This is a genomic window from Microbacterium sp. NPDC056003 (assembly GCF_042274785.1).
Lineage (GTDB): Bacteria > Actinomycetota > Actinomycetes > Actinomycetales > Microbacteriaceae > Microbacterium.
Map to the genome: position 1 here is coordinate 2,022,106 of NZ_JBHJXQ010000001.1, position 14,689 is coordinate 2,036,794.

At 68.9% G+C, this 14,689-nt stretch carries 12 protein-coding genes and 1 tRNA gene; 10 read left to right on the top strand and 3 right to left on the bottom strand.

Going from position 1 to position 14,689, the window contains the following annotated elements:
• Window positions 1-95: 95 nt before the first annotated feature.
• Both ACFC1W_RS09205 and ACFC1W_RS09210 read right to left on the bottom strand, forming a co-directional pair.
• Window positions 96-1,961, bottom strand: a complete 1,866-nt coding sequence (locus tag ACFC1W_RS09205) for a lipase family protein (RefSeq protein WP_375991292.1) — start codon at window positions 1,959-1,961, stop codon at window positions 96-98.
• Between the two features lie 55 nt (window positions 1,962-2,016).
• Window positions 2,017-2,517: a hypothetical protein gene (locus ACFC1W_RS09210; protein ID WP_375991295.1), complete on the bottom strand. Its 501-nt coding sequence runs from the start codon at window positions 2,515-2,517 to the stop codon at window positions 2,017-2,019.
• Between the two features lie 287 nt (window positions 2,518-2,804).
• Here ACFC1W_RS09210 and ACFC1W_RS09215 point away from each other — a divergent pair, with 287 nt between their 5' ends.
• Complete coding sequence (locus ACFC1W_RS09215) at window positions 2,805-4,397, top strand: serine/threonine-protein kinase (protein ID WP_375991298.1); 1,593 nt, start codon at window positions 2,805-2,807, stop codon at window positions 4,395-4,397.
• A 33-nt stretch (window positions 4,398-4,430) separates the two neighbouring features.
• On the opposite strand, the gene ACFC1W_RS09220 is transcribed toward ACFC1W_RS09215, so the two are convergent.
• Window positions 4,431-4,919, bottom strand: coding sequence for a YajQ family cyclic di-GMP-binding protein (locus ACFC1W_RS09220; protein ID WP_375991301.1), 489 nt, complete (start codon window positions 4,917-4,919; stop codon window positions 4,431-4,433).
• A gap of 271 nt (window positions 4,920-5,190) precedes the next feature.
• On the opposite strand from ACFC1W_RS09220, the gene ACFC1W_RS09225 reads away from it, so the two are divergent.
• From ACFC1W_RS09225 to ACFC1W_RS09265, 9 genes are all read left to right on the top strand, one after another.
• Window positions 5,191-6,435 (top strand): extracellular solute-binding protein, encoded by a 1,245-nt coding sequence (locus tag ACFC1W_RS09225; protein ID WP_375991303.1) that lies wholly within the window; start codon window positions 5,191-5,193, stop codon window positions 6,433-6,435.
• Between the two features lie 100 nt (window positions 6,436-6,535).
• A complete protein-coding gene (locus ACFC1W_RS09230; protein WP_375991306.1) occupies window positions 6,536-8,131 on the top strand; it encodes an ABC transporter permease subunit in 1,596 nt (531 codons plus the stop codon).
• Between the two features lie 47 nt (window positions 8,132-8,178).
• Complete coding sequence (locus tag ACFC1W_RS09235; RefSeq protein WP_375991484.1) at window positions 8,179-9,099, top strand: sugar ABC transporter permease; 921 nt, start codon at window positions 8,179-8,181, stop codon at window positions 9,097-9,099.
• Between the two features lie 120 nt (window positions 9,100-9,219).
• Window positions 9,220-11,190, top strand: coding sequence for a glycoside hydrolase family 13 protein (locus ACFC1W_RS09240; RefSeq protein WP_375991309.1), 1,971 nt, complete (start codon window positions 9,220-9,222; stop codon window positions 11,188-11,190).
• Window positions 11,187-11,972, top strand: a complete 786-nt coding sequence (locus ACFC1W_RS09245; RefSeq protein ID WP_375991311.1) for a hypothetical protein — start codon at window positions 11,187-11,189, stop codon at window positions 11,970-11,972. Before ACFC1W_RS09240 ends, ACFC1W_RS09245 begins: the two co-directional genes overlap by 4 nt.
• 56 nt (window positions 11,973-12,028) lie before the next feature.
• Window positions 12,029-12,937: a bile acid:sodium symporter family protein gene (locus ACFC1W_RS09250; protein WP_375991314.1), complete on the top strand. Its 909-nt coding sequence runs from the start codon at window positions 12,029-12,031 to the stop codon at window positions 12,935-12,937.
• Between the two features lie 54 nt (window positions 12,938-12,991).
• Window positions 12,992-13,492, top strand: coding sequence for an FBP domain-containing protein (locus ACFC1W_RS09255; RefSeq protein ID WP_375991316.1), 501 nt, complete (start codon window positions 12,992-12,994; stop codon window positions 13,490-13,492).
• A complete protein-coding gene (locus tag ACFC1W_RS09260) occupies window positions 13,489-14,409 on the top strand; it encodes a PfkB family carbohydrate kinase (protein WP_375991319.1) in 921 nt (306 codons plus the stop codon). Before ACFC1W_RS09255 ends, ACFC1W_RS09260 begins: the two co-directional genes overlap by 4 nt.
• A 99-nt stretch (window positions 14,410-14,508) precedes the next feature.
• Window positions 14,509-14,593: transfer RNA gene (locus ACFC1W_RS09265), tRNA-Tyr, on the top strand.
• Window positions 14,594-14,689 lie beyond the last annotated feature (96 nt).

The following is a 14,689-nucleotide window of genomic DNA, read 5'->3' on the forward strand; positions in this document are numbered from 1 at the left end:
GTGTCCGGCGCCGGCGAGGCGTCGTCGGCGGCAGGGTCGACGGCCATGGCTCATTGTCCACCCGGCGTCGTCGGCGTACCAGGCCTGGCCGCCGGTCAGGGCGATCCGGCACCGTAGCGCGCGCAGTCGTCCGTCGGCGCGTCGCGACCGAGAAGCTGAGACTCGGTCCAGTTCACGAGCAGGGGCAGGAAGCGCGATCCGGGCAGCAGCGGTCGCAGGTGGTCATAGCCGCCGTAGACGGCCCACCGAACACGGTCGCCCTGCTCGCAGAGACGGTCGACGAACCGCTGCTGGAGGCGCGGGGGTATGACCTCATCGGCATCGCCCCAGGCGACGAGCACGGGCGTCGTGAACGGACCGGTGACCGCGTTCTGTGCGAGCCGCTCGCCGAGTGGACCGGCAGTGAGATCGCCCACGTAGAGCGGTCGGTCCTCCGAGACCCCGAGCGACGTCAGGACCGACACCATGACGCCGGGCTCGCTGGGGCATCGCTGTGTCATCTCGCGGACGATCGTCCGCGATCCCGGGGCGACATAGTTCCTCAGGTCGATCTCGGGGTACGTGTCGGCGTACGGCACGAGCACCCACGACACCAAGACGGACAGGAGCGGGTCGGCATCGCGAACCGACAGCTCCTGGGCGAGCTCCAGCGGCGCCGTGACGGGCGCGAGCGCCGCCGTGCCGCGGAAGTCGATCTCGGGCGCGTAGCGCTCGGCCAGCTGCGCCATCCACAGCGCCGCGTGACCGCCTTGCGAGTGTCCCCACGCGACGGTCTCCGGACGGAGGGCGAGACCCTCGAGCTCGCGGCTGGCCAGGACGGCGTCGAGTGACGAGCGCGCCTCGCCGGCGCCGATCAGATAGGGAAAGACCCCCGGGGCCCCCTGGCCGGAGTAGTCCGTGGCGACGACCACCCATCCCCGGGCCACTGCGTCGTTGAGCGCCGGAATCGCCCAGTGGGTCGCGGAAGCGTCGCGCAGACTCGGTGCGCAGCCACGGGCGACGCCGGTCGTACCGTGGTTCCACGCGACCACGGGCCGAGCGCCGGCCTGGTCTTCACGGGGAGCGATGACCAACGCGCTGGCGACGGCCGGCGCGCCGAACGCGTCGCGGGTCGTGTAGAGGATCCGCATCACGTCGGCATCAGGCGGGCTCTGGCCGGCGAACTCGTCCGCGCGGATGAGGCGACCGTGCTCCGCGGGAACGGTGGCGGGCGGATCGTAGAACGCGTCGGCGACGGGCGCTCCCTCGGCGAGCCAGCTGTTGAGCGCCCAACCCGCTGCGCAGACGGCGAGCAGGACAGCGGTGAGCGCATAGCGGCCCGCAGCCATCCAGAAGCTCGACTGATGCAGACGGTCGGTGCTCGCCGCCAGCGGTGCGTTCGCTTCCGGCGACGCGGTGCCCTGGGCGCCCTCCGCTCGAATCGCGCGGGCGGCGAGGGAGCCCCCGTACAGCACGGTTCGGATACCGAACACGACCGCCACCACGAGGACCGTGACGTCCGGCCACGCGAGCGCGAGGATCCCGAAGACGATCTGACTCACACCCCACGCGAGGGTGAGGACGCGCTGGCTGACCGACGCCGGGGACAGTGCGTCGCCGAGCGAGGCGAGCCCGCCCAGCACCAGGAGCAGCGCCATCGCAGGAGGCAGGAGCTGCAGGCTTCGCTCGAGGAACAGCAGGATGATCGCGCCCGCGAGGAGCCATGCGCTCGCCACCAGTCGCGGCCACCACGCGCGCTCGCCGCGTCGGCCCAGCAGCTCGGCCAGCCCGGAGACGACCGCGCTGCACCCCACGTAGATCCCGAGGAGGACGATCGAGGTGAGCGGTCGTGTGACGATCAGAGCGCCGAGCAGGATCAGGCCGAACCCGACGATGATCGCGACCGGGACGGGCGCGCGGTCGAGAAGGATGGGCAGTGCGCCCTTGCGCGGGAGAAGTCTCACGGACGGCTTTCGCGCCATCGCCACATGATATTCGCGCCAGGAGGGCGCGCTCCGCCGACGGCGCCCGTCGCCGTCAGCAGATCTTCGCGGTGGCGGCTTGGTGGATGGACATGTCGGTGATGTCGTGCCACCCGAGGGCGAGGTCGCCCGCGACGCCTGCCGGGGTGGACGCAGACTGCACGACCCGGTCGCGCAGATCGTCGCCGTTCTCCCACCCGGTCGCGTCGATGAGGATCACTTCGATGAAGCGGCCGCGCGAGCGCTCGAGTTCGGCGTGGAGCCTGGTCGCGGTCTGAGCGGCAGCGGACAGGCAGCTGCCTTCCGGGAGCGAGGCTCCGTGGGTGTACACGACGAAGAGGTGGGTGAGGCTCGACTGAGCCTGGCACGCCCGCGCGATGCCGCGCGATTCGAGCCGCAGCTGTTTGTGCGCTGCTCGCCGGGTCGGAGCCGACGCGAGGTCCAGTCCCCACACCAGGGTCTTCGGCGACTCCAGACCACTGGCCTGGCTCACGGCGAGCGCGCTCAGGACCGCAAGGTGGTCGCCCCGCACGATGTAGTCGGCGGTCTCGGTCATGGATCGGCCTCGCAATCGTCGGTTCACACTGTGCCGACCAGGCTTCCCGGCTCACCATCGCCCCACTTCGCTCGGGGCGCGGCTGAGACTACGCCCTCTGCCGGGGTCCCGCGCGGTATTGACACCCGGCGTGTCCATCCCTCCGAGGCGCAGTCGACAGTCCACGCACGCCGGGCCTTCGGGTCATGCGGACTTCTGACGATTTGTCAAGAGGGGACGGCCTGGACCCTGCTCCGAATAGCGTGTGAACGGTCGTCACCCGGATGAGTGGCGCGGGGGAGGCAACGGTGGCAGTCGTGCAGCAGGGCGCCGCGGTGACCGGGCGTCTGGATGGCCGGTATCGGCTCGAAGAGTGCGTGGGCTCGGGGAGTGTGGCGCGGGTGCATCGCGCCGTCGACGAGCAGCTCGGTCGCACCGTCGCCGTCAAGCTCATGCGGGACGGCTCCGACGATCTCTGCACCCCGGAGCGCGCGCAGAACGAGATGACCGTGCTCGCCTCGTTGAGCCACCCGGCGCTGGTCAAGCTCTACGACGGCCGGGTGCGGTCGGACGGGCCGAGCTACCTCGTCATGGAATACGTCGACGGCGAGACCCTTGCGGCCACTCTCGGTCGTGGTCCGCTGCCCGCCGCGCGGGTGCGTCATCTCGCCACCGAGCTCGCCTCGGCACTGCACGTCGTCCACAGGGCGGGAGTGGTGCATCGCGACCTCAAGCCTTCGAACATCCTGCTCGCCGAGAACCCGGTGCCCGGTCTCGGCGAGCAGGTGAAGCTCGGCGACTTCGGCGTCGCCCAACTCGTCGACGGCACGCGGATCACCGCCGCCGGCACCATCGTCGGCACCGCCGCCTACCTCGCCCCCGAGCAGGTGCGGGGCGAAGCGGCCGGACCGGCGTCCGATGTCTACGCGCTCGGACTCGTGCTCCTCGAGGCGCTGACCGGAGTGCGCGCCTACGGGCAGTCGTCGGGGATCGCCGCGGTGATGGCACGGCTCATCGATCCGCCGCCGGTCCCGGGGTGGGTGGGACCCGAGTGGGCTCGCCTCCTGACCGAGATGACGGCGACGGATGCTGCGCACCGGCCCGCTGCGCTGGACATCGCTCTGCGCGCCGCCGCTCTGCCGATCGACATCGCCCCAGAAGTGATCGGCGACCCCGAGGTGACGCAGCCGGCGATGCCGGTGGTCGGCGATCTCCCGTCGATTCCCCCCGCGCCGACCCTTCCGTCGGTTCCGGTGGCACCCCTGGCTGCGGTCCCCGTCGCACCGGCCGCGACCGCGGTCGCCGTGGGCGGGTTCACGCTCGCGGCCCCGAATCTGCGTGCCCGGCCCGCCCGGCGCAGGCGTGCGCGGGCGCTCGCCGCTCGCCGACGCCGCATGCTGGCAGCCGGAGGCGGGGCGGTGGCCGCAGCAACTGTCGCACTCGGCCTCGTCCTTGGCGCAGGCGTGCCCGGTGCCACCCCTGCCACCTCGTACGGCGAACTGCGCGACGCCACGTCCTCGACCGTGCCGGCGCCTCTGATCGACGGCGGTGCGAAGGAGGCGGCGTCATCGATCGCCGATGTGAGCCCTGTCGCGGACGACGAGCTGTCGATCGAGCCGGCATCCAATGTCGTCGAGCTGTCGAAGGGCGGGCCCGATAGGCCGGCCGACAAAGCTGCGAAAGACCTCGCCAAGGAGGAGCGCAAGGCAGCCAAGAAGGCCGAGAAAGCCGCCGACAAGGCGGCACGCGACCTCGCCAAGGAGGAGCGCAAGGCGGCGAAGGCCGGGGAGAAGGACGCCGAGAAGGCCGCCAAGGACGCCGAGAAGGCGGCGAAGGACGCCGAGAAGGTTCAGCGAGGCAAGGGCAAGGGCGCGGCTAAGGATTCGGAGCGTTCGGGCTGACCCGACGGCCGGCGCCCGGCGTACTGGTCGGCGTCAGCGGTAGTTGACGAACTGCAGGTCGACGTCGAGGTCGGCGGCCTTGAGCATGCGCTGGACCTCCTGGAGGTCGTCGCGGCTCTTCGACTGCACGCGCAGCTCGTCGCCCTGGATCTGCGACTTGACCGACTTGGGGCCCTCGTCGCGGATGAGCTTCGAGATCTTCTTGGCGTTCTCGGAGGAGATGCCGTCCTTAAGCGTCGAGACGATGCGGAACTCCTTGCCGCTGGCGAACGGCTCGCCCGAGTCGAGGCTCTTCAGCGAGATCCCCCGCTTGATCAGCTTCGACTGGAAGACGTCGAGCACCGCCTTCGCGCGCTCCTCGGTGCTCGCTTTGATCAGGATGGACTCGCCGCTCCACTCGACCGAGGCGCCGGTGCCCTTGAAGTCGTAGCGCTGCTCGATCTCCTTGCGCGCCTGGTTGAGGGCGTTCTCGGCCTCCTGGTGGTCCACCTTGCTGACGATGTCGAACGAAGAATCGGCCATGACGGGCAGTCTATCCGCGCTCGCGTGACGCCGCGAAGACCGAGCAGGTCTTGGAAGCGCTTGCAAACGACGGGGTTTCGCGGATGATCCGCGTTATGCCGCAAGTCACGAACGCGTATCGATCATCCCAATCGTGGGTTGCGTTTCTGGCCGAAGATGATAACAATGTAAGCGCTTGCATCTTCTGCGAGCAGAAGAACGGCCTTCGACGGTGCTTGGCGCCGGCCCGGGCCGGTCTAACCCCAACAGCACTTAAGAGAGGCACACACCGATGAAGGTGAACAAGAAGAGCGCGCTCGCGATCAGTGCGTTCATCGCGGGCGGCGCGCTCGTGCTCTCCGGCTGCGCAAGCGGCGGCGGAGACAACGGCGGCGACAACAACGAGAACGCGGACACGACCCCCATCACCGTCTGGGTCGACATCGAGCGCAAGCCCGCGCTCGAGGACGTCGCGGCATCCTTCACCGAAGAGACCGGCGTCGAGGTCAAGCTCGTCACCAAGGACTTCGCCACGGTCGACCAGGACTTCATCAGCCAGGTTCCCACCGGCAAGGGCCCCGACGTCATCGTCAGCCCCCACGACAAGCTCGGCGCCTACGTGTCGGCCGGCGTCGTGGCGCCGCTCGAGCTCGGCGACGTCGCCGACGGCTTCGCCGAGGCGGCCGTCCAGGCCATGACGTACGACGGCAAGGTCTACGGCGTCCCGTACTCGATCGAGAACGTCGCGCTCGTCCGCAACGCCGACCTCGTGTCGGAGCCCGTCGAGACGTTCGACGAGGTCATCGCCAACGGCAAGGCCGCCGGCACGGAGTACCCCTTCCTCGTGGGTCTCTCGCCCGAGCAGGGTGACCCCTACCACCTGTACCCGCTACAGACCTCGTTCGGCTCGCAGGTGTTCGCGCAGAACGCCGACGGCTCGTACGACCCGTCCCAGCTGGTGCTCGGCGACGCCGCGGGTGTCGAGTTCGCGACCGCTCTGAAGCAGTGGGGCGCCGAGGGCATCCTCAACGCCAACATCGACGGTGACAAGGCGCGTGAGTTCTTCGTCGCCGGCCAGTCGCCGTACTACCTCACGGGTCCGTGGAACATCCCCGCGATCGCCGAGGCCGGCATCAACTACGTCATCGACCCGCTTCCGAGCGCCGGTGGCCAGGAGGCCCGCCCGTTCGTCGGCGTCAACGGCTTCTTCCTGTCGAGCAAGTCGGAGAACGCGCTCGCCGCGACCGACTTCATCGTCAACTACCTCAGCACCGAGGACGCTCAGCTGAGCCTGTTCGAGGTCGGCGGTCGCCCGCCGGCACTTGTCTCGGCCTACGAGACCGCCGCTGCGTCGGACCCCGATGTCGAGGCGTTCGGGGCGATCGGCCAGACAGGTGCTCCGATGCCCGCGATCCCCGAGATGGGTGCCGTGTGGTCGGACTGGGGCAACGCCGAGCTCCAGCTCATCAAGGGCGAGGGTGAGCCCGCGCAGGTCTGGGAGACCGCTGCGACGAACATCCAGTCCAAGATCGGCTGACAGCCGCAGTGACAGGCGGGTGGGGCCTTCCGCGGCTCCACCCGCCTTCTCTTCTACTCTCTCTGAACCTCCACGACCTGCGATGAAGGAGCGTCCCTCCATGGCCGACGTCAAGACCGCCGCGACGAGACCCACGGCACCCAGCGCCTGGGGCGACGACCCGTTCCACAAGCCTGCTCGGCGGCTCACGACCGGGGGTCTGGTCGCCCTCATCGTCAAGGTCGTGCTGCTCGCGATCATCGATGCCCTCACCGTCTTCGGGGCGTGGGTGCTGGTCGCGAAGGGCGACTGGATCGCCGCCGGCGTGCTCCTCCTCGTCGTGGCAGGCGTGAACTACCTCTATCTGCGTCCCGGCTTGCTGCCGGGCAAGTACCTCACTCCCGGCCTCGCGTTCCTCGCCGTCTTCCAGATCTTCGTGATCATCTACACCGGCTACATCGCGTTCACCAACGCCGGCGATCAGCACAACAGCACCAAGCAGGATGCGATCGAGCAGATCATCCGCACCTCGCAGGAGCGCGTGCCCGACTCGCCCGAGTACACCGTCGAGGTCTACAAGCAGGCCGACCAGTTCGGGCTCCTCGTGGCCGAGCCGGGCGGCGGCACCTCGTTCGGCACGAACGAGCAGCCCCTTCAGGACGCATCGAGCGCACCCGATGGCTGGGAGCAGCTCAACCTCAACCAGATCATCCGCTTCCAGGACGAGGTGCTCGCGCTCAACGTGCCGGTGAGCGACGACCTCAACGACGGCACCCTCCGCACGTCCGACGGGCGCAAGGCGTTCGTCTTCACCTCGAGCCTCGAGTACGACGAGGCTGCCGACACCTTCACCGACACCGAGAGCGGACAGGTCTACTCCGACGACGGCGAGGGCAACTTCCGCGCCGAGAGCGGCGAGACGCTGACGCCAGGTTGGCGCGTGGTGATCGGCTGGGACAACTTCGCGTTCGCCTTCACCAACGAGCAGATCCGCGATCCGCTGCTGCGTGTGACGATCTGGACGTTCGCGTTCGCCGCGCTGTCGACCCTGGTCTGCTTCGCCCTGGGCCTGTTCCTCGCGATCGTGCTCAACCACCCGACGCTGCGCGGCAAGAAGGCCTACCGCGTACTGGTGATCCTGCCGTACGCGTTCCCCGCGTACCTAACAGGTCTCGTCTGGGCGGGCATGCTGAACACGGAGTTCGGCTTCATCAACGAAGTGCTGCTCGGCGGAGCGCAGATCCCGTGGCTCGGTGATCCGTGGCTCGCGAGATTCAGCGTCATCTTCGTGAACATGTGGCTCGGCTACGCGTACATGTTCCTGGTGTGCACGGGCGCGCTGCAGTCGCTGCCCGACGACATCGTCGAGGCGGCCAAGATGGACGGTGCCGGCGCCTGGCGGATCTTCCGCTCAGTGAAGATGCCGCTCCTCTTCGTGGCCGTCGCCCCGTTGCTCATCGCGACCTTCGCGTACAACTTCAACAACTTCGGCGTGATCTACATGCTCACCCGAGGCAATCCGCGGTTCACCGACACGACGCTCGACATCGGCGCGACGGACATCATGATCACGATGGTCTACAAGGTGGCGTTCGGCGGTGGCGGCGGCCGCGATCTCGGCCTCGCGTCGGCGCTGTCGATCCTGATCTTCATCATCGTCACGATCGTCGCCGTGATCAGCTTCCGGCAGACCAAGGCACTGGAGGACCTGAACTGATGTCCGATCTCGGCCAGAACGTGCGCGAATTCGAGCGCATCGAGACGATGGGCGCCGGCGGCGTCACCGCCTTCGGCGAGAAGACCCTGCGTCGCACCAAGACCGACCGGCGCCGTTCGTTCGGCGCATGGTTCACCGACACCGGATGGCGGCACGTGATCGCGTGGATCGCGATCGTGTTCGCGCTCTTCCCGCTGCTGTACATCCTGTCTGTGTCACTCAACCCGATCGGCACGCTGACGGGATCCAACCAGCTGTTCCGCACGATCGACATCTCCAACTATGTGCGGCTGTTCAACAGCCCCGACATCCCGTACGGCCGCTGGTACGTGAACTCGCTGATCATCGCGGTCATCACGAGCGTGTTCACGGTGCTTCTGTGCGCGCTCGGCGCGTACGCGTTCTCGCGCATGCGCTTCAAGGGACGCAGGTTCGGGCTCGCGACTCTGCTCGTGCTGCAGATGTTCCCGCAGCTGCTCGCGATCACGGCGATCTTCCTGCTGATGATCCAGATCGGCGATGTGTTCCCTGCGATCGGCCTCGGCACGCATGCAGGCCTCATCATGATCTACCTCGGCGGCGCGCTCGGGGTGAACACGTTCCTCATGTATGGGTTCTTCAACACCGTGCCGACGGCGATCGACGAGGCCGCGAAGATCGACGGCGCCGGGCACGCCCGCGTCTTCTTCACGATCATGCTCCCCCTCGTGACGCCGATCCTCATCGTGATCGGGCTGCTGACCTTCATCGGCATCATCGGCGAGTTCGCGATCGCGAGCGTCATCCTCACCGACCCGAACCAGCAGACCGTTGCGATCGGCCTCTTCCAGCTCGTGTCGGGCTTCATGTCGCAGAACTGGGGCATCTTCGCGGCCGGCGCCGTGCTCGCCGCGCTCCCGGTGATGGTCTTCTTCCTGGTCTCGCAGAAATACATCGCGGGCGGCCTCACGGCCGGCAGCGTCAAGTAGACGGATGCCGCGGGGCGCGGCATCCTGGATCACACAACTCAAGGGCTCTGTCATGGCTTCCGGCCGTGCAACCACGTCGCACCCGGCGGCGCGCGCTGCCGACCGATCGAAAGGCATGCCATGACTCCTGCTCCCCACCACGACGGCTCATCGCTGCACGTGTCGAACCTCGCGCCGGCGCTCGGCGAGGTCGTCACGGTTCGCTTGCGCGTGCCCGCCGGGTACGGACCGCTCGCGGCCGTGCGCACGCGCTCCAACCCCGACCACGAGCCCGAGTGGACCGAAGCCGTGCGCGTCGGTGCCGCCGACGCGTGGGAGTGGTGGGATGCGCCGGTGACAGTCCGCAACCCGCGACACGGATATCGATGGATGCTGCAGCACGCCGACGGCCGCGTCGAATGGCTCAACCAGACCGGCCTGTATTGCATCGAGACCCTCGACTCCGAGGACTTCGCGCTCGTGGCCCACCCGGCACCGCCCGCCTGGCTGAACGAGTCGGTGATGTACCAGGTCTTCCCCGACCGGTTCGCGCGCTCCGCGGCGGCCGACGAGCACCCCACCCCCGAATGGGCGATCCCTGCCACGTGGAGTGACCCGGTGGACCCCGTGATGCCGGCACGCTCGCAGCAGTTCTACGGCGGTGACCTGCCCGGGATCATCGAGAAGCTCGATCACCTGGTCTCGCTGGGCGTGAACCTGCTCTACCTCACCCCGGTGTTCCCGGCGGAGTCGAACCACCGCTACGACGCCGCCAGCTTCGATCGCATCGACCCGCTGCTCGGCGGGGAGGAGGCGTACATCCGGCTCGTCGAGGAGGCGCATGCCCGCGGCATCCGGGTCATCGGCGACCTCACGAGCAACCATTCCGGCGACAGCCACGAGTGGTTCCGGGCCGCGCTCGGCAACCCGGGAGCCCCCGAGGAGGACTTCTACTACTTCACCGACGAGGCCAACACCGCATACGTCTCGTGGCTCGGCTACGCGAGTCTGCCGAAGTTCGACTGGTCGTCGGAGGAGCTGCGACGCCGGTTCATCTCGGGCGAGGACTCGGTCGTCGCGAAGTGGCTGAAGCCGCCCTACAACGCCGATGGGTGGCGCATCGATGTGGCGAACATGACCGGCCGCCTCGGCGCCGTCGACCTGAACGCCGAAGTGCGGCAGCTGCTGCGCGAGACGATGCTCGAGATCAACCCCGACACGATCCTGCTCGGCGAGTCCACCAACGACGCCGTCAGCGACCTGCAGGGCGACGGCTGGCACGGCGCGATGACGTACCCGTCGTTCACGCGGCCGCTGTGGGGGTGGCTCAGCGAGCCGACCGGGGTGCCCTACCTCGACGCGGACGGCGGCGAGCTGACCGAGTCCTGGTTCTTCGGCCAGCCGATCGGCGGCATCCCGCGCTACTCGGCGCGCCAGTTCGCCGAGGCCGTGACGCGGTTCACCGCCGGCATCCCGTGGCGGGTGCGCCTCGGCAACATGCAGCCGCTCGACACCCATGACACCGCGCGCTTCGCGACGAACGCGGCGCCCGGCGCGATCCCGGTCGCGGTCGGGCTCTCGATGACCATGCCGGGACTGCCGGTCGTGTTCGCGGGCGACGAGTTCGGGCTCGTGGGTGCCGACGGCGAGGCGAGCCGCACCCCCATCCCGTGGGGCACCGAGGGTGAGCCCGACGTGGCGGAGCGCATCGCGCTGTACCGCGACCTCATCGGCCTGCGCAGTGCCCACCCCGCGCTGCAGACGGGCGGGATGCGCTGGGTGCACACCGACGACGAGACGGTCGTGTTCGTGCGCGAGTCCGTCGATGAGACGCTGCTCGTGCTGGCGACGAGAGAAGGGGCGGATGCCTCGATCGACGCCGGTGCGCTGCCCGGTGCCGCGGCGGCCGAGGTCCTGTACGGCGACGCCACGCTCGCGGTGGCGGACGACGGCGCGGTGCTGCTGACGGCGGAGGGCCCGGCGTTCGCCGTGTGGCTTCTGCCGGGCGTCGCGGCGCCGGAGGCGTTCCCCGCCGACGCGACCGACGAGGTCTCGCGAGGCGTCGTCGACGCCGACGACGAGACCCCCGCGCAGCAGGTGAGAGGGGAGTGACCTCGCCGGAGCGGTTCGCCGCGCTGAGTGAGGGGCTCGCCGCAGGTGTGCGCGCCCGCGACGGGCTGATCGGGCTCGTGCTGCTCGGGTCGGCGTCGGACGAGGCATCCGATCGTCGCGACGAATGGTCGGATCACGACTTCTTCGCGATCACCTCGGAAGGGCGCGGGCGGGAGATCCGGCCGGATCTGTCATGGCTGCCCGATCAGGAGCGCGTCGTGCTGATCGCGCGAGAGGGCGACATCGGCTTCGCCGCGCTGTACGACGACGGGCATGTCTTCGAGTTCGCGTTCTCCGACGCGGCCGAGCTCTCGGGCGCACTGGCCGGCGACGCGACGGTGGTCGTCGACGACGACGCCGGAACCACCGCGACGCTCATCGCGGAGTCGCGCGCGCGGGCCGCAGCCGCGGACCGGTTCGATCCGGCGAACGATGTGCGCCTCGTGCTCGTGAAGCTGCTGATCGGCACCGGCCGGGTGCGCCGCGGCGAGGTGCTGAACGGCGGCCAGTTCATCCGCCAGTGGGCGCCGCAGCTGCTCGTGCGGGCGATCCGCGGCCGATTCGACGATGCCTCGATGACCCGGAGGGACACGATCGATCCAGTGCGTCGTTTCGAGCTGGACCACCCCGAGTGTGGGCGTCGCATCGCGGAGGTGGTGGCCCAGCCCGCCGAAGACGCTGCGCGCGACCTGTTCGCGCTGACGCGCGAGATCCTCGAGCCGGGGTGGGCCGACTTCCCGACGGCGGCTGCGGACGCGGTGGCCGCGCGCCTCGGCTGGTGACAGCGGTTTCCACAGGGGCGTGACACGCCGTCGCGGCATCGGGCACACTGAGTGCCATGTCAGCGTTGACCACCATCGGCCTGCCCGTGGCCCTCGGAATCATCATGTTCGGGCTCGGCCTGAGCCTCACCCTCGGCGACTTCGCCCGCGTCCTGAAGCAGCCGAAGGCGGTGATCGTCGCCCTGCTCTGTCAGCTGGTGCTCCTGCCGGCGATCTGCTTCGGTCTCGTGCTCGCGTTCCAGCTGCCTCCGGTGCTCGCCGTCGGCATGATGATGCTGGCGGCATCGCCCGGCGGCACGACCGCGAACCTCTACAGTCACCTGTTCCGGGGCGATGTGGCCCTGAACATCTCGCTGACGGCGGTCAACTCGGTGATCTCGGTCGTGACCCTGCCTCTCATCACGAACTTCGCGATCATCTACTTCGACCCGTTCGACAGCCAGCTCGGCATGCAGTGGTCGAAGGTGCTCGAGGTGTTCGCGATCGTGCTCGTGCCGGTCGCGATCGGCATGGTCGTGCGGCGCCTGTGGCCGGCGTTCGCGAAGGCGATGGACAAGCCGGTGCGCATCGCGTCGATCATCATCCTGGTGGTCGTCATCGCCGGTGCGGTCGCCTCGAACTGGACCCTCCTGGTCGAGAACTTCGCGCGCCTGTCGGTCATCACGATCGTCTTCTGCCTGATCAGCCTTTCGGTGGGCTACCTCGTTCCGCGTCTGCTCAAGGTGGGCAAGCGTCAGGCGATCGCAGCGTCGTTCGAGATCGGCATCCACAACGCCACTCTCGCGATCGTCATCGCGCAGACGGTGCTCGGGTCGGTCGAGCTCAGCCTTCCCGCCGCCGTCTACGGTGTGCTGATGTTCTTCATCGCCTTCGGGTTCGGCTTCCTGATCCGGGAGCGCCGCGGTGCGTCCGACGACGAGATCGCCGTCGCCGCCGGCGACGCCGAGGCCGCCGCGCGCCCCTGACCCGGGGTGGCGGCGGCATCCGTCCTTCGTAGACTGGGGGCGCGAGGAGGTGCCATGCGCCCACTGACCGAAGACGACGTGCGTTCCGCGTTCGCGAACGCCTCACCCGAAGAGCTCCGCCTGGTCGCCCTGCCGACCGACTTCCTGCTCACCGACTGGGATCACCTCGACTTCTTCGCGTGGCGCGATCCGCGCACGCGTGGTCGTGGCTACGTGATCGCCGAGGTCGAGGGCGAACCCCGCGGCATCGTGCTGCGCGCCGCCGACGGCACCTCGAGCGCCCGCTCGGCGATGTGCAACCTGTGCCACACGATGCAGCCCGCCGACCAGGTCGCGCTCTTCACAGCACGGAAGGCGGGGGAGGCCGGTCACGCCGGTGACAGCGTCGGCACCTACATCTGCACCGATCTGTCGTGCCATGAGAACGTGCGGCTCGCCCTGCCGCTCGCCCCCAACGAGGTGCGGGCCAGCGTCGACCTGAAGATCGACGGCACCCGCCGTCGCGCGGAGGCGTTCGTCGAGCGCGTGCTCGAGACCGCCGGAAGCCGCCGATGACCGCCGGGCGTGTGGTCGTGGTGGGCGATGCGCTCATCGATGAGCTGCGCGACGACAACGGCGTGCGCGAGTTCGTCGGAGGTGCTGCCCTGAACGTCGCGGTCGGCCTCTCCCGGCTGGGTGTGCCGGCCACGTTGATCGCGATGGTGGGCGACGACGAGCCCGGAGCGCACATCCGCTCGTATCTGGCGGACTACGGTGTCGAGCTCGTCGCCACGGAGTCGCCGCTCGGCACCGCCCGCGCAGCGAGCGTGCGCACGGGCGGCGGTGAGCCGGAGTACGACTTCAACGAGGCGTCCCGGCGGCGCCGCATCCGATTCGGTGATGATGCGCAGCGCGCGATCGCGGACGCCCCCATCGTGGTCGTCAGCTGTTTCGCGTTCGACGACGCCGAACAGGCGGCGGAACTCATCGACGCGGTGAAGAGCGCGGGCGTGCCCGTCGCGATCGACCCGAACCCGCGCAGCGGCATGATGCGCGACACGGAGGAGTTCGTCCGGGGCTTCGAGGCGCTTGCAGCCGGTGCGACGCTGGTCAAGGTCGGCGAGGACGACGCGACTCTGCTCTATGACCGTCCGCTCGACTGGCTGCGCGAGCGGCTCGTCGACCTCGGTGTGGGCGCGGTTCTCGCGACCGAGGGGGCGGCGGGCGGGACGCTCGAGGCGGGCGACGTCGTCGTCACCGCGCCGGTGACGGCGCTGCCGGGAAAGATCATCGACACGATGGGCGCGGGCGACGCCGCCTTCGCCGCGGCGATCGAGTCGGTGCTCGACCGCGACCCCGAGGGCGAGGACGAGTGGGCTGAGACACTGAAGAGCGCGATGGATGCCGCGGCCGCGACCTGCCGTTTCGAAGGCGCGCTGCTGCGCACGCCGGCGGCTCTCGAGGCGCTCGATCTGGACCGGATCGGCACCTGATCGCCGCTCGCGCCACTTCGATTTCGAGCAAGCGCGCGAGACAGCGTAAGATGTGTAATCGCGCCTCCGGTCGGCTGTAAAAGTCGGACGGGTGCGTCTGGCGAGTTACCCAAGCGGCCAAAGGGATCTGACTGTAAATCAGACTGCTCAGCATTCGGGGGTTCGAATCCCTCACTCGCCACCATTGTGATGAGTCGCGACATAGGTCTCACCTGAGTCGCGTCATAGGTCACGTTTTGGAAGCCCCTGGCCAGCGGCCGGGGGCTTTCATCGTGTTGCG

What these genes read in the sequence shown, in the direction of transcription:
- ACFC1W_RS09225 (WP_375991303.1), top strand. Translation starts at nt 5,191, where the DNA reads ATGAAGGTGAACAAGAAGAGCGCGCTCGCGATCAGTGCGTTCATCGCG.
- ACFC1W_RS09235 (WP_375991484.1), top strand. Translation starts at nt 8,179, where the DNA reads ATGGGCGCCGGCGGCGTCACCGCCTTCGGCGAGAAGACCCTGCGTCGC.
- ACFC1W_RS09210 (WP_375991295.1), bottom strand. Translation starts at nt 2,517, where the DNA reads ATGACCGAGACCGCCGACTACATCGTGCGGGGCGACCACCTTGCGGTC.
- ACFC1W_RS09240 (WP_375991309.1), top strand. Translation starts at nt 9,220, where the DNA reads ATGACTCCTGCTCCCCACCACGACGGCTCATCGCTGCACGTGTCGAAC.
- ACFC1W_RS09230 (WP_375991306.1), top strand. Translation starts at nt 6,536, where the DNA reads ATGGCCGACGTCAAGACCGCCGCGACGAGACCCACGGCACCCAGCGCC.
- ACFC1W_RS09260 (WP_375991319.1), top strand. Translation starts at nt 13,489, where the DNA reads ATGACCGCCGGGCGTGTGGTCGTGGTGGGCGATGCGCTCATCGATGAG.
- ACFC1W_RS09220 (WP_375991301.1), bottom strand. Translation starts at nt 4,919, where the DNA reads ATGGCCGATTCTTCGTTCGACATCGTCAGCAAGGTGGACCACCAGGAG.
- ACFC1W_RS09205 (WP_375991292.1), bottom strand. Translation starts at nt 1,961, where the DNA reads ATGGCGCGAAAGCCGTCCGTGAGACTTCTCCCGCGCAAGGGCGCACTG.
- ACFC1W_RS09255 (WP_375991316.1), top strand. Translation starts at nt 12,992, where the DNA reads ATGCGCCCACTGACCGAAGACGACGTGCGTTCCGCGTTCGCGAACGCC.
- ACFC1W_RS09250 (WP_375991314.1), top strand. Translation starts at nt 12,029, where the DNA reads ATGTCAGCGTTGACCACCATCGGCCTGCCCGTGGCCCTCGGAATCATC.